11 protein-coding genes are annotated in these 14,039 nt (G+C 54.4%); 3 read left to right on the top strand and 8 right to left on the bottom strand.

What is annotated here, in order from left to right; translation table 11 throughout:
• Positions 1-83 precede the first annotated feature (83 nt).
• Positions 84-476, top strand: coding sequence for a CidA/LrgA family protein (locus tag NE637_RS13345; protein ID WP_192113715.1), 393 nt, complete (start codon positions 84-86; stop codon positions 474-476).
• Positions 464-1,165 (top strand): LrgB family protein, encoded by a 702-nt coding sequence (locus tag NE637_RS13340; RefSeq protein WP_227118885.1) that lies wholly within the window; start codon positions 464-466, stop codon positions 1,163-1,165. The genes NE637_RS13345 and NE637_RS13340 overlap by 13 nt, the downstream gene beginning before the upstream one ends.
• A gap of 95 nt (positions 1,166-1,260) precedes the next feature.
• On the opposite strand, the gene NE637_RS13335 is transcribed toward NE637_RS13340, so the two are convergent.
• Complete coding sequence (locus tag NE637_RS13335; RefSeq protein ID WP_227118887.1) at positions 1,261-5,301, bottom strand: response regulator; 4,041 nt, start codon at positions 5,299-5,301, stop codon at positions 1,261-1,263.
• A gap of 291 nt (positions 5,302-5,592) precedes the next feature.
• Between NE637_RS13335 and rfaD the strand changes: the two genes are divergently transcribed.
• Positions 5,593-6,576, top strand: a complete 984-nt coding sequence (gene rfaD, locus NE637_RS13330; RefSeq protein ID WP_227118889.1) for an ADP-glyceromanno-heptose 6-epimerase — start codon at positions 5,593-5,595, stop codon at positions 6,574-6,576.
• A 73-nt stretch (positions 6,577-6,649) separates the two neighbouring features.
• Here rfaD and rfbC read toward each other — a convergent pair whose 3' ends face one another.
• From rfbC to NE637_RS13295, 7 genes are all read right to left on the bottom strand, one after another.
• Positions 6,650-7,195, bottom strand: a complete 546-nt coding sequence (gene rfbC, locus NE637_RS13325) for a dTDP-4-dehydrorhamnose 3,5-epimerase (RefSeq protein ID WP_192113711.1) — start codon at positions 7,193-7,195, stop codon at positions 6,650-6,652.
• Positions 7,186-8,079, bottom strand: coding sequence for a glucose-1-phosphate thymidylyltransferase RfbA (rfbA, locus tag NE637_RS13320; RefSeq protein ID WP_227118891.1), 894 nt, complete (start codon positions 8,077-8,079; stop codon positions 7,186-7,188). The genes rfbC and rfbA overlap by 10 nt, the downstream gene beginning before the upstream one ends.
• Positions 8,080-8,093: 14 nt before the next feature.
• Complete coding sequence (gene rfbB / locus NE637_RS13315) at positions 8,094-9,173, bottom strand: dTDP-glucose 4,6-dehydratase (RefSeq protein WP_227118921.1); 1,080 nt, start codon at positions 9,171-9,173, stop codon at positions 8,094-8,096.
• A 13-nt stretch (positions 9,174-9,186) separates the two neighbouring features.
• Complete coding sequence (locus tag NE637_RS13310) at positions 9,187-10,497, bottom strand: nucleotide sugar dehydrogenase (protein WP_192113709.1); 1,311 nt, start codon at positions 10,495-10,497, stop codon at positions 9,187-9,189.
• A gap of 470 nt (positions 10,498-10,967) precedes the next feature.
• Positions 10,968-11,813: a glycosyltransferase family 2 protein gene (locus NE637_RS13305; protein ID WP_227118893.1), complete on the bottom strand. Its 846-nt coding sequence runs from the start codon at positions 11,811-11,813 to the stop codon at positions 10,968-10,970.
• A gap of 151 nt (positions 11,814-11,964) precedes the next feature.
• On the bottom strand, positions 11,965-12,981 hold the full coding sequence (locus NE637_RS13300; protein WP_227118895.1) for a glycosyltransferase family 10 domain-containing protein: 1,017 nt from the start codon (positions 12,979-12,981) through the stop codon (positions 11,965-11,967).
• Positions 12,982-13,034: 53 nt separating this feature from the next.
• Complete coding sequence (locus tag NE637_RS13295) at positions 13,035-13,937, bottom strand: glycosyltransferase family 2 protein (RefSeq protein ID WP_227118897.1); 903 nt, start codon at positions 13,935-13,937, stop codon at positions 13,035-13,037.
• Positions 13,938-14,039 lie beyond the last annotated feature (102 nt).

Here is a 14,039-nt window from a genome sequence, read left to right as displayed (position 1 = left end):
CGTTGGCAGGAAAACCCTCACTTGCCAAATTTCTGCCAACGGCAACGGGAGGCGGCAGTAACCTCGAACATCAGGAATACCGTATGCGCGCAACATGGAAACTGCTTTGGCAGACCGCAATTCTGACAGCCATATTCTGGGGATGCGATCATCTCACAAGGCTGACAGGCATTCCCATCCCCGGCAATGTGCTGGGCATAATCGTACTGTTTTTTCTGCTTCTTACCGGCATTGTAAAAGAAAGCCACATCAGCATGGCGGCAGAATTTCTACTGAAGCATCTGGTCTTCTTTTTTGTGCCCATTGCGGTAGGGCTGATGCAATGGGGGAGCGTTTTTTATGATTACGGATGGGTGCTTGCGGCTGCCATAGTGGGCAGCACCGCCCTGCCGCTGGTGATTGTGGGTTTTATGGCCAGAGCCCTGCGCCGCGCTGCGCCTGAAAAGAAAGAGGAAGAAGCACCATGCAGATCATAAACACTTTTTTGTGCGTGACGGGCACCGTGCTGGCATATGTGCTGGTGCGCAGCCTGTACATGCGTTACAAACATCCGCTCATCAATATCGTGGCTGGCAGCGCCGCCATAGTCATTGCCGTGCTGGTACTGTGCGATGTTCCCTATGAAACCTATGAGCCAGCCCGGCAGGTCATGACTTTGCTCATTGGCCCGGCAACCGTCAGCCTTGCGCTGCCCTTGTACCGCTATCGACACCTGCTGCTGCGCAATGCCTTGCCCATTCTTGCAAGCGTGTGCGCGGGGGCCTTTGCAGCCATGCTCTCTGCCGGGGTTATTGCCAGACTGGGCGGCCTGCCCGAAGACGTGGTAATTTCCATTCTTCCCAAGGGGGTTTCCATCCCCTTTGCCGTGGAGGTGGCATCAATGTATGGCGGCATCCCGTCCCTGACTGCGGCCTTTGTAGTGGCTACCGGTACGCTCGGCTCCCTTTTGGGTTTGTGGGGCCTGAACGTCATACGCATCAGGGATCCCTTTGCGCGCGGCCTGACCATGGGCACAATTTCGCATGCTCAGGGGACAGCCGTTGCCTTGCAGGAAGGGCAGGAACAGGGGGCTATGGGCGGCCTGGCCATGATTCTGGCAGGCATTTTTACTGCCGCTCTGGCTCCTGTGGCAGTCTGGATAGTGCAGCGGCTGCCGCTGCTGTAACTGTATCTGCTGCTCTTGCGAGGGCGAACTTTTTTGCGATGCGGTCGGCTTGCCGACCGCATCGCTTTTTACAGATTATTTCCAGTTCTTCTGGCTTATTCAGGTTGAGTGGATTGGCCTGGATCACCAGCCTGGCCAATCTGATCTGCCCGCCATTCCAGCCACTGCACGGCCACTTCAATCAGGCGGTAGGGATCAATGGGTTTTGCAAGATGGTCGTTCATACCCGCTGCAAGGCTTTTTTCCCTGTCGCCCACCATGCTGTCGGCAGTGAGAGCAATGATCGGCGTGTGGGCATAACGCGCCTGGGCGCGAAGCAATTTTGCAGCTTCGATGCCGTCCATCTGAGGCATATGGATATCCATAAACACCATGGTGTAATCTGTTCCTTCCGCCTTTTGCAGCGCTTCAAGACCGGAACTGGCAATATCCACAACAAAACCAGCTGATTCCAGCAATTCTTTGGCCACCAGCTGATTAACCTCGTTATCTTCGGCAAGCAGCACCCTGCGGCCTCTGTATTTTGCCGGAATGCGCAACTCCTGGGGCAGACCGGATGAATCTTCATCAACTACCCGCTGCCCAAAAACATCCAGGATGGCGTGTTGCAACAAAGAAGGGCTGACAGGCTTGATAAGAAAATGGCTGATGCCTTCGGCCTGCGCCTCTTCCATAATTTCTTCCCGCCCATAGGCCGTGACCATGATGACGGTAGGGATATAGGACAGTTCACGGCATCCGCGCAGCAGCCGCACCACCTGAATGCCGTTATTGCCGGGCATCTTCCAGTCCATCAACACCAGATCATAGGGGTCGCCGCTTTCGGCGGCGCGCACCAGTTCTTCCAGCGCGGCATCGCCGCAGTCAGCCGTGCCGGACCGCAAACCCATATCTTCCAGCTCTTGCCGGAGTATTTCGCGGCTTGAGAAGGAATCGTCCACCACAAGCACCCTGCGCTCGGAAAGGTTTTTCATGGCCGGGACAGGCTTTCGCTGGGGATTTTCCTGCAAGTCCAGATTGACGGTAAAGTAAAACGTGCTGCCCTTGCCAAGTTCGCTTTCTGCGCCTATTTCGCCCCCCATCATCTCCACAATCCGCTTGCTGATGGAAAGGCCAAGGCCGGTGCCGCCAAAACGCCGTGTTGTGGATGAATCCCCTTGGGTAAATTCCTGAAACAGCTTGTCCAGCTGCTCTTGCCCCATGCCAATGCCCGTGTCTGCCACGGTAAAACGCAGTTGCGCCTTCTGGTCTTTTTGCTCCTCAAGCGCAACGCGCACCACAACCTCGCCAGCAGGCGTGAACTTGATGGCATTGCCCACAAGATTGACCAGTACCTGCCCCAGCCGCAGAGGATCGCCCTTGAAAAACAGGGGAACCTCCCGGTCGATACGCAATAAAAGCTCAATATTTTTACCGCCAGACTTGGTTGTATCCAGACTCGATAGTCCCAGAAGGACTTCTTCCAGGTTAAAATCCAAATACTCCATGTCCATGCGGCCAGCTTCAATCTTTGAAAAATCCAGAATGTCGTCAATGATCCGCAAAAGGGATTTTGCGGAACTATCAATATTTTTCAAATAGTTACGTTGTGTTGCATTAAGAGGCGTGCGCAGGGTCAAATGGGTAAGCCCCACAACGGCATTCATGGGGGTGCGGATTTCATGGCTCATATTGGCGAGAAATTCGCTCTTGGCCTTGCTGGCCTGTTCTGCCGCCTGCTGGCTTTCCACAAGGTCGGTAATATCCCGGCAATCTTCAATAATGCCAAGAAGCTCGCCATCCGGCGAAAGAAATGGCGTGGCAACCAGATCGCAAAATACCCATGTACCGTCTTTTTTTCGCCTCTGCTGGCGGATGGCAGCCCGCGGCTCGCCGTTAAGAATGCGCTTGCCCACGCAATCAGAGCCGCAATCAGTTCCACTGGGGTATTCGCCGCACCAGTGCCCCACCATTTCTTCACGCGAGTAACCAAAGCAGTTTACGTAGGTATCGTTGACTTCCTTGACTATATAGTTGCGGTCAATAACCCGCATGGCGCTGCCCGCAGCATTGAATATCTGTGACATTTCCATTTGGGCGCGGCGCAGGGCCTGTTCTGCGGCCCGGCGTTCCGTCACGTCTGTCCCCATGTAGACCATGCCGTAAACTGTACCGTCTGGCTCAAACAGCGGAACGCGCACAACATCCAGAATATGTTGTTCGCCAACGGCATCGTACCGGACTTCTTCAGTTTTATGCACCTTACCGGTTTCTATAACCAGTTTGTCCAAGCGCATTCCCTGTTCTGCAAGTTCAGGGGAAAGCAGATCGGCTATGTTTTTTCCCACAACGTAGGATTCGGCATAGCCCGTGAATGTTTCAAAAAACTTGTTCGCCATGATGTAGCGGGCTTGCGAATCCTTAAGCATCATGAGGCTTGGCAGGTTATCCACAATGCTGCGCAATTGCTGTTTGCGCTGCCATAGGGCTGAAGCGCTGGCTCTGGCCGCTTCCAGAGCTTTTTGCCGCTCTCCCGATTCCTGTGCGAGCTTGCGGTTCCAGATCAAAATAACCGCAAGCAGGCTGCCCAAAAACACTGCCGCCACCCCGCCGATCTGCAAAACGAGCATCCAGTTCATGGCGCGCTCAATCCGCAGATTGGCCCAGCGCTTCATGATCGCGGCCATCTGCTCATGGGGGATATTGTCCAGTGTTTTATTCATGATTTCGACAAGCTGCGGCCAGTCTGAGCGCACGGCCACCCGGGCGGAATACTGCAACTGCGGCAGCAGGCCCACGCGCAGATCGCGCAGGTTTTTGTTCACCACCGCATATTCCACAGAAAGTGCAATGCCCACCATAGCATCGATCTGCCCGCCCTGCACCGCAGAAAGGCCCTCTATCAAGCTGGAGACCTCCACGATTTTTGATCGCGGCAACTGGGCGCGCAAATACCCTGCAAGGCCTGCATGATCATGCACCGCCACACTTTTGCCGGCCAGATCGCCAGGGCTTGTGACCAAACGCTCGGAGTCAAGCGTTGCAACGGCTAACGGCAGCTGCAAAAAAGGATTGGTAAACAGCCAGGGGCCGCCCTCTGGCGGCGTCCCTTCCAGAAAAGGCTCCACGTCCGCCCGGCGGGGGCCTGTGGTTTCTTTCAGCACATTGGAAGAAACAGGCTGTATGGCAACATTAAGGTATCGCCCCACAACCTGCATGAGGTTCATACCAATGCCGTTGTATGTGCCCTCGCTATCCATAAATTCAATGGGATGCCAATCATCCTCCAGGGCAACACGCAGGGTCTGATGGCTTGCCAGCCATTCCCTCTCCGCTGGGGTGAGCAGCAGGGAGCGAGGCATGTCGCCCCAAACGCGGTGCGCCGGATTACGGACCCACCTTTCTTCAAGCGCCACCATTTCAGCGCGGGATATGCGCGAAAGCCCTTCATCCATCAACCGGGCAAGGTCATCCCTGTTACGCAGCACAGCCGGATGAAGGTTGCGCGAAAAAAGGGGGAATGCCTGAGGCATAAAAAAGCTGTTGAGGCCCAACCGGTCAATGGTGCCATAAGCCGAAGGAAAGTTGCTCGAAATGCCGTCAGCCAGCCCGTTGGCCACCGACATGAACATTTCTGCCCCGTTGCGCACCACCATCAATTGAACCCTGGGGAAATGCTCCCGCATGTAATCTTCCTGCAACGAGCCTTCAAGCACGACAATTGTCGCATCCCCCAACTGGCTTGGGTCAGTAATCCTTTGCCCGGCAGAGGTTGAAAGCAAAAGCCCTCCCATACCGGGAGAAATGGCCGGGCCAAACTTTGCCCAGCGGGCTCTGTCGGGAGTGATATACATGCTGAAGTGGATGTCGGCCCGCCCCGAATGGAGAGCATCAAGAGAATCCTGCCAGTCGCCCATGATAAATCTCACAGGTCTGCCAACTTTTTCGCCCCACAGTCGCCACAGGTCAATCATCAGGCCGACAGGTTCTCCTGTTTTTGAAACAAAAGACAGCGGCTCGTTGTCCTTCATGCAGACAATGGTAATGGGGTCGGCGCTGGCTGCCGTGGAAGAATCTGTAGCGCACAGTGCCAGATTCGCAGGAGCAAGAGCCAGCAAAAGCAGGCAGCAGAAAGCGGTGTGGAAATATTTGACCATGGCTACCTCGCTGGTTCTCTTGCAGGAATTATACTTAATTTCTTATAGCAGTAACAGCCGCATTGCAATATTCTCCCCTTGCCATTGCCCTTCGCCAAAAAATTTCTTGCGAAAAGGTATGTGGCAGGGGCAAAGATACGCGCAACCGCATAATGCCCTGCCCGGATCAGGCTCGGAGCGAGCTTTGACGCGTCTGGCCCGGCAGGGATATGTTTGGAGTGCGAGATTGCGCAACGCTGGCTCTCCGCCTTGCTCCGCAAGGAGCCCACATGCTGAATTAATGAGGTTTGTATGTATATTATCACTGGTGGCGCAGGTTTTATCGGCAGCGCCATGCTCTGGCGGCTGAACCAGGCAGGCATAACCGACATACTGGTGGTGGATAACCTCGGTTCAACGGAAAAGTGGAAGAATCTCGTTAACCGGCGGTACGCCCGCTATGCGCACAGGTCTGAATTTCTGGAAATGCTGCGCGGCAACGCGCTGGGCGGCAAGGTAGAGGCAATCGTGCACATGGGAGCCTGTTCTTCCACCACAGAAAAAGACGCAGACTTTCTGATGGCCAACAACACGGCCTATACTGTGGAGCTGTGCAGATTTGCCCTGGAACATGGAGCACGTTTTATCAATGCCGGGTCAGCCGCCACTTACGGGGATGGCTCACTGGGCTTCTCTGACAGGGCTGAAACGACCCGCCGCCTCAAGCCCCTGAATATGTATGGCTACTCCAAACACCTTTTCGATTTGTGGCTGCTGGATAACAAACTTACAGAGAGCGTGGCCAGCCTCAAGTTTTTCAACGTCTACGGCCCCAATGAATACCACAAGGGCGACATGCGCAGCGTGGCCTGCAAGGCCTTTCATGAAATCAGCGCTACGGGGCGTTTGCGGCTTTTCAGATCAAATACGCCGGATTTTGCCGACGGCGGCCAGATGCGCGATTTTGTCTACGTGAAGGATTGCGTGGAGTTAATGTTCTGGCTGCTTGAAAACCCGGCAACCAATGGCATTCTCAATGTGGGCACGGGCAAGGCGCGGAGCTGGAACGACCTGGCCTGTGCCATATTTGCCGCATTGGGCAAAGCGCCTCGAATTGAATATATGGACATGCCCGAAGCCTTACGCGGAAAATACCAGAACTTCACCCAGGCGGATATGAGCTGGATGCAGGAAACAAACTGCCCCGTGCGCTTTGCATCGCTGGAACAGGGCATTGCGGATTATGTGGGCAACTATCTGGCCCAGAGCGACCCCTATCTTGAAATGCCCGCGTGATTAAATGCAGCGGCCGCACGCTCAAGCGGGTAAAAGCCTGATGGGGGGTATGCCGCTGCCAGCCTTTAGAGGCTCAACGGCCTGCGGCCTGCATGGCCTCAGCCCACAACGGAGCTGTTTGATCCTTGGCGGAAAGCAGAGGTTCGTCCACGGGCCAGACAACGCCCAAGGTCGGGTCGTTCCAGCGGATAGCCGCTTCGTCCTCTGGACAGTAGTAATCTGTGCACTTGTAGTGGAAGTGGGCGATTTCGCTCGTTACCACAAAGCCGTGCGCAAGGCCGGGCTGTACCCACATCTGCCACTGGTTCTGCTGCGAAAGCTCTACGCCGAACCACTTGCCGAAGGTGGGCGAATCTCGCCGAATATCCACAGCCACATCAAATACACTGCCCAGCGAAACATAAACCAGTTTGCCCTGAGGGCGGGTTTTCTGATAATGCAGGCCGCGCAGAGTGCCACGAGCGGACATGGAATGGTTATCCTGCACAAAGGGCATATCAATGCCTGCCGCCTCGTAGCGCTGCTGCTGCCAGGTTTCCACAAAATAGCCGCGTTGATCACCCCATACCTTGGGTTTGATCAAGAGCACCCCGGCAATCGGCGTCTGAACTACTTCCACAGCCCAATCCCCGCATCCACAAGTTCAAGAAGATATTTCCCGTAACCTGTCTTGGCCATGGGCTTTGCCAGTGCGCGCACGGCGTCCGCATCAATATAGCCGTTGCGCCAGGCTATTTCCTCCAGACAGGCCACCTTGAGCCCCTGGCGTTTTTCCACAGCCTGCACAAAGGCCCCTGCATCCATGAGGGAATCATGCGTGCCGGTATCAAGCCAGGCAATGCCCCGCCCCATAAGCTCCACATGCAGATCGCCCTGTTGCAGGTAGGCGTTGTTCACGTCCGTGATTTCCAGTTCTCCCCGGGCAGAGGGGCGCACGGCACGGGCGATATCCAGTACCTTTTGGTCATAAAAATACAGGCCTGTCACAGCAAAGTTGGATTTGGGGAGGGCGGGTTTTTCTTCAATGCTGACCACATGCCGCTGATCGTCAAATTCCACCACGCCGTAACGCTCGGGGTCACGCACATGGTAGCCAAAAATGGTCGCTCCGCATTCGCGGGCCATGGCAGCGTGTGTAAGTGCCGGCAAACCGTGGCCGAAGAAAACATTATCGCCCAGAATCAGGCAGGTATTGTGCCCCGCAATGTGGTCTTCCGCCAATAAGAAAGCCTGGGCCAACCCTTCAGGACGGGGTTGCACTATGTAGCTGAAATTGCAGCCCAGTTGCGAGCCGTCATGCAGCAAAGCCTTATAGAGGGGCAGGTGCTCTGGGGTGGAAATAAGGCAGATATCCCGAATGCCCGCCATCATCAGAATAGACAGCGGGTAGTAAATCATGGGTTTGTCATAGATGGGCATGAGCTGTTTGCTCACGCTCAGAGTCAATGGGTGCAGACGCGAACCAGATCCCCCTGCCAGAACAATGCCTTTCCAGCCACTCATGCCGCCCCCTTCTTTCAGTTGGCCTCACCGCAAGCGCGATGGGCGTAGTTGGCCGCAATCCATTCCCTGTAAGCGCCGCTGCGGACATCTTCAACCCACTCGGAATTTTCAAGATACCAGCGAACGGTTTCACGCAGGCCGGAATCAAACTTGAGGCTCGGCTTCCAGCCAAGCTCAGCTTCTATTCGGCTACAGTCTATGGCGTACCGGAAATCATGCCCTGGCCTGTCGGCCACATATGCAATTTGATCGGCATAAGGGCCACGAGCCGAGGGTACCAACTGGTCAAGGATGGCGCACACGGCCAGCACAACCTCAAGATTGGTCTTTTCCGCATGCCCGCCGATGTTGTAACACCGCCCTACCCTGCCCGCCTCAAGCACCCGGGCTATGGCAGCGCAATGGTCTTCTACATGCAGCCAGTCGCGAATATTGGCCCCCTTGCCGTAGACAGGCAAAGGCTTGCCGTCAAGGGCATTGCAGATCATCAGGGGAATGAGTTTTTCAGGGAACTGGCGCGGCCCGTAATTGTTGGAACAATTGGTAAGCAGCACCGGGAGGGCGTAGGTTTCGTGAAAAGCGCGCGCCATATGATCGCTGGCGGCCTTGGACGCAGAATATGGGCTGTTGGGGCTGTAAGGGGTCGCTTCTGTAAAAGCCGGATCGCCCGGCTGCAACGCGCCATAGACCTCATCGGTAGACACGTGCAGGAAACGAAAGGCTGATGCGCACTCCGCAGGCAGAGTGCGCCACCACTGGGCAGCCACTCGCAACAGTGTGGCCGTACCCAGCACATTGGTGCGCACAAAAGCATCGGGGTCAACAATGGAACGGTCAACGTGGCTTTCCGCAGCAAAATTCACGATGGCATCGGGCTGGAAGGTTTTCAGCAGCCAGGCAACCAGCTCGGCATTGCCGATGTCGCCGCGTACAAAGACGTAATCCGGATCGTCATCCAGCGTTGCCAGATTGGCAGGATTGCCAGCGTAGGTCAGCTTGTCGAGGTTAATCACACGCACACCCTGCCGCCGGGCCTGAAGGACGTAACAGGACCCGATAAAACCCGAACCGCCGGTAACCAGCTGACAGGGCATGCGCGCGTTCAAATTACAACCTCCAGAGATCAAACCCGGCATCAAGCATTTCCTGTTTGTCCCAGAAACCCTTGATATCCATAAGCGTAACCGCATCGCCAGCAAACATGGCGCGTATGGCCGCATGATCAAGCTGGCGGAAACTCTCGTGCGATACAGCCAGGATAAGAACATCCAGATTTTTGAGGTCACTCAGGGGCAGCAGCGTCTGCCCGTATTCGTGCTGAGCTTCCGCAGCATCGGCCTCGGGATCATGCACCAGAGCCGTGATGCCGTATTCCTTCAGTTCCGCTATGATGTCCACCACGCGGGTATTGCGGATGTCAGGCACATTTTCCTTGAACGTAAAGCCCAGCAGGCCCACGCGCGCGCCCTTGACGTGTTTGTCCGCATTGATGAGGCGTTTGACGCAGATTTCTGCCACATACTTGCCCATGCCGTCGTTGATGCGGCGGCCCGCAAGGATCACCTCAGGGTGGCAGCCGATTTCTTCGGCCTTGTAGGTCAGGTAATAGGGATCCACGCCAATGCAGTGCCCGCCCACAAGACCCGGACGGAACGGCAGGAAGTTCCACTTGCTGCCTGCGGCTTCAAGCACTTCCAGCGTATCAATGCCCATGCGGTTAAAAATAAGGGCCAGTTCGTTCATCAGAGCGATGTTGATATCGCGCTGCGTGTTTTCAATAACCTTGGCGGCCTCGGCCACCTTGATGCACGAGGCCCTGTGGATGCCCGCCGTCACCACCGCGCCATAGACCTTAACCAGCAGGTCTGCGGTGGGGGCGTCAGAGCCGGAAACAACCTTACGGATGGTTTCAAGCCGGTGAACCTTGTCACCAGGATTGATGCGCTCGGGTGAATACCCCACGGTAAAATCCGCAGGAAAGCGCATGCCGGATTCTTTTTCCAGCAGGGGGATGCATTCGTCCTCGGTAACGCCGGGGTATACCGTAGACTCATAGCACACCACGCAGCCCTTGGGCATATGGCGTCCAACCGTGCGACTAGCGCCCACAACAGGCGTAAGATCGGGCTGTCGGTGACTGTCTACCGGGGTAGGCACAGCTACGATAATCACGCCCGCCTTGGCAAGCTCGGCCGCATCGCTGGTAAAACGGGCCGTGCTGGCGGCAAGGGAAGCATCATCAACCTCATTGGTGGCATCGTGTCCCTTGTTAAGTGCATCTACCCGCGCCACGTTGATGTCAAAGCCAATGACATCAAAGTGATGGGAAAGGGCAACAGCCAGGGGCAAGCCCACATAACCCAGACCAACCACAGCCACGGAAGATTTCTTTGCCAACAGGTCTTCAAATGAAACCATCTGATTGTCCTCAATACTACTGGATTCCTTCTATGCGGAACCACAGACGCAATCTTGTGTGAAATAAAAAAGTCCGCATCGCAGCGTGGGCCAACATGCCGCATGAACAGTAACGCTGCAACACCTTTGAACACTCTGTGAGCACCTGATTTTCACAAAAAACAATAATCACACAAAAATCAGCATGCTTTCCTTTCAGGCCCATACCATTTTTTCAGACGGCCTGGGCATGTGGGCCTCGGCGGCAGCGAGCAGTATCCGGGCTTTCCACTGAATGGCAGCCTGCATACATCCAACGGCTCTGCATTGTGCAGCCGCGCCAAGGCAATACAACAAGAAAAATTACACTAATGGCAGCGCATTGAAAAGAGAGAAATGAGCAACCTCCCGCTCCACGAGCAAACGCCTCACAGGCGGGCTATGGAGGCATTCCCCTTGCGCCTTAAACGCTGCCGCTATTCCCCCACTGGCTAATGCCAGTTGCGCAGACGCTCAACGAACATGCGCAATCGATAGCCGCCCTGCGCCCTTCCGTGCCGCAGGGCGTCCAAGGGGGCCAGGCAGAGAGGGTACAGCACATTGAACAGCATAAACAGCCATGAAAAACCGTGCTTTTTCAGCAAATACATGCGTCCGGCTGCATAGCTTGCCACTTTTTGCGGCGAGGGCTGATGTTCTTTCGGCGAAGGATGAAACACCCGAATCTTCGCATACCGGCGCACCTCTGTGCGGGCATGCGCATACAAAAGGTAGTCGGTGTCTTCGCCACAACCGTAGGGCAAGCCGGTCCCGGGCCCAAGCAGGGGATCAAAGCGGATGCCAGTCACTGCTTCTCTGCGGTAGAACTGTACGCATGTTCCCGCAAGTTGGAACAAGCCCGCCCGGCTGACGATCCCTTCGGCCACTCCTGAGGCATAAACATTGGGCGATGACGTCCACACTCCCAGCAAAGCTCCGCAAGAAGGATAGGCGGCAAACATTTCGCACACGCGCTCAAGGGTGTCCGGCGCATACCAGCAATCATCATCAGGAAAAACGATGATGTCTGCCTTGGCTTGTTCCAGCAAGACATTGCGGGCAACTGAAACTCCCTGCGGGGGCAGCATGATGCGAGTAATGGGCAAGCCGGAATGGCGGGCAAGCATATCATCCAGATACCCCGCAGGATTCTGATCTGCCAGAAGTATCCGGAAGTTTTTGTACGACTGTCCCTCAAGTGATGTAAACAGGCGGTCAAGCTCCTCATTACGGCCAATAGTGGCGATAAGTAGATCAAAGAGAGGATTATGTGCAAGACAAGGCAAAGGTAACGGCATTTCTGTCCCGCCTGAAAAATCAATTTAACGATGCGCGCACAGCTAATCCAAGCCTTTTACTAGTAGACAAGAGAGTTGTCCAATTTGCTCGCAGGCTGTAGGCGCTTTTCCAGAAAAAATACTTTCCTGAGGGAGCTAATGGTTTAGCAAGTCAGCAGCAATAAGGGTCATACAATCCCCAGCGTCTCAGCCGCTTTAGCAGGGCCCGCTGCCAGCGGCTGGATTGTTTCAGGGCAACAGGACTATTCAAAGATGGCGCAGCGAACATGTGCGAACCAGACTCGCCAATCAGCCGCTGCATGCGAGAAAAAACATTGGTCGTATCCAGCACCCACTGACGGCTCATCCTTAAAGCTGGAAGACTCTGCTCCCAAGGATCTTCTTGCAATAACCGCTCTATGGCGTCCAGGTTGGCTTCATCATTGTCCGGGCGCAGAATTAGCATTGCGCCAGACGGGCACTTTGCCGCAATATTGGGTGCACCGAGATAAATTGGATATGTGTAACCCAGCAACGTGTCTGAAAACTTTTCCGTCCAGAAGTTGTCGATGTAATTATTCTCAAGAACAAGGTGATACTTGTAAGATGCAATAGCAGTTCTTTTATCAGATATGGGGTTTCTGCCACGCCCATACAGATCCACACGATTCCCAAAGCGTTTCTGCAGTTTTTCCACAAAGGCAATGCGTTTATGCTGCGCCGCAGTGAATGTCTTTGTAGAACAGATAACAGAGAGCATTTTGTCCTTCGCGGGAATCGGCATGGAGCGAAAAGCATCAAGATTTGACAGATCACTGGAACAAGAATCGACATCAACGCCATAATGCCAGTTGAGGCAGGGGTTTTCCAGAAAAACAGTTCCCCGAGGAGCATTTCTAATGAAAAAGGGAGAAATAACCGTGCCAAATTGTCGCAAATAGGATGCAGGGTAAGGCTTTACCTCTGGCGGCTCTGTAATAAAAAGCACCCTGCGTTCCTTGGGAACCTGTGTTGTGGATTGTGCTGGGGGTTCATCAAAGACAGCAAGCCACTGAGTGTCTGCAGCCTCCCTGTTTAGCAAAAAGCGACAGCCGGGCATTCCCCCCCGGCCATCTTCGGTCTGCCGCATCCAAGGCCAGTGGGCGTGCATCGTATAAAAAGCGCAACTTGGCTGTTGTGCAGCGGGCATAAAAACTCTCCTGTCTAAATCCTGTTCGGCAGTCGTATATTCTGCGAGCAGGTTCAAAAAATCCGCCGCAACGCATGGCGCAGGGTCATTGAAATTTTACGTATCGGCAAGAGATAATTATTAATATTCAGTGGATCGCACACAACAGCCTTAAGATACCACAAGAGTGCACGCCCATACTGCCCCCCAGTAAACGCCATAATGACGGCACAACGAAAGGCCAAAGCAGACTCCGCCCTGCGCCGGACATGCCGTGGCAATGCGGCGTCAGCCAAATGCTCTCGCATTACCCGTATCTCACCAGCAAGCGCTGCATCAGCATTTTTACTGACGGAGGCTTCGTGCTGCCGACTGCGCAGCACTACTTTATTCAGCGGAATTGCAACTGCATTTTTTAGCAATCGCAGCAAAAAATCCCGGTCTTCTGCATGTGTCAAATCAGTCCGAAAACGCATTGTATCCGGCAAATCCTGCTTTCGTATACACACAGCGCTTATGGGGATGTAATGATATATGAGCATATCATACCAAGGGTTTCCCATGGGGAAATAATTCTTCCAAACGATTGGCTTGATCTCCCCTGTCTCCGTATCAAAGCGGATGGCTTCTCCCCATGTGACGCGACAGTCGGGGTTTTCATCCAGCAAGGAGCAAAAGAGCGCAGCGGTATTGGGTTCCCAAATATCGTCCGCATCAAGAAATGCCAAGTATGCCCCTCTTGCTACTTCAATCCCCTTGTTGCGCGCTGCCGAAACCCCTGAGTTTTTCTGTTGCAAAAGATGAAAACGGGGATCTACAGAGCAAAACCCCTGTGCTATTGTGGCAGTTCCATCAGATGAGCCATCATCAACTATGAGACACTCCCAATCTTGCAGAGTTTGCCCGACAAGAGAGGTGCAGGCCTCAGACAAATATTTTTCTGCATTATAGGCAGGGATAATTATGGACAACTTCATAGCGGCGGAACCCCAAATTATCTGGCACATCTGATTTTTTTGATACAGGCGGATTCAACTTGCAAGTGCAACACCCTCAAAGTTGAATGAAAAGGCAAGGTG

The organism is Desulfovibrio desulfuricans (assembly GCF_024460775.1).
Classification (GTDB): Bacteria; Desulfobacterota; Desulfovibrionia; order Desulfovibrionales; family Desulfovibrionaceae; genus Desulfovibrio; species Desulfovibrio desulfuricans_E.
Note: the sequence above shows the minus strand (reverse complement) of the source record. Positions and strands in the feature narration are given on the sequence as shown.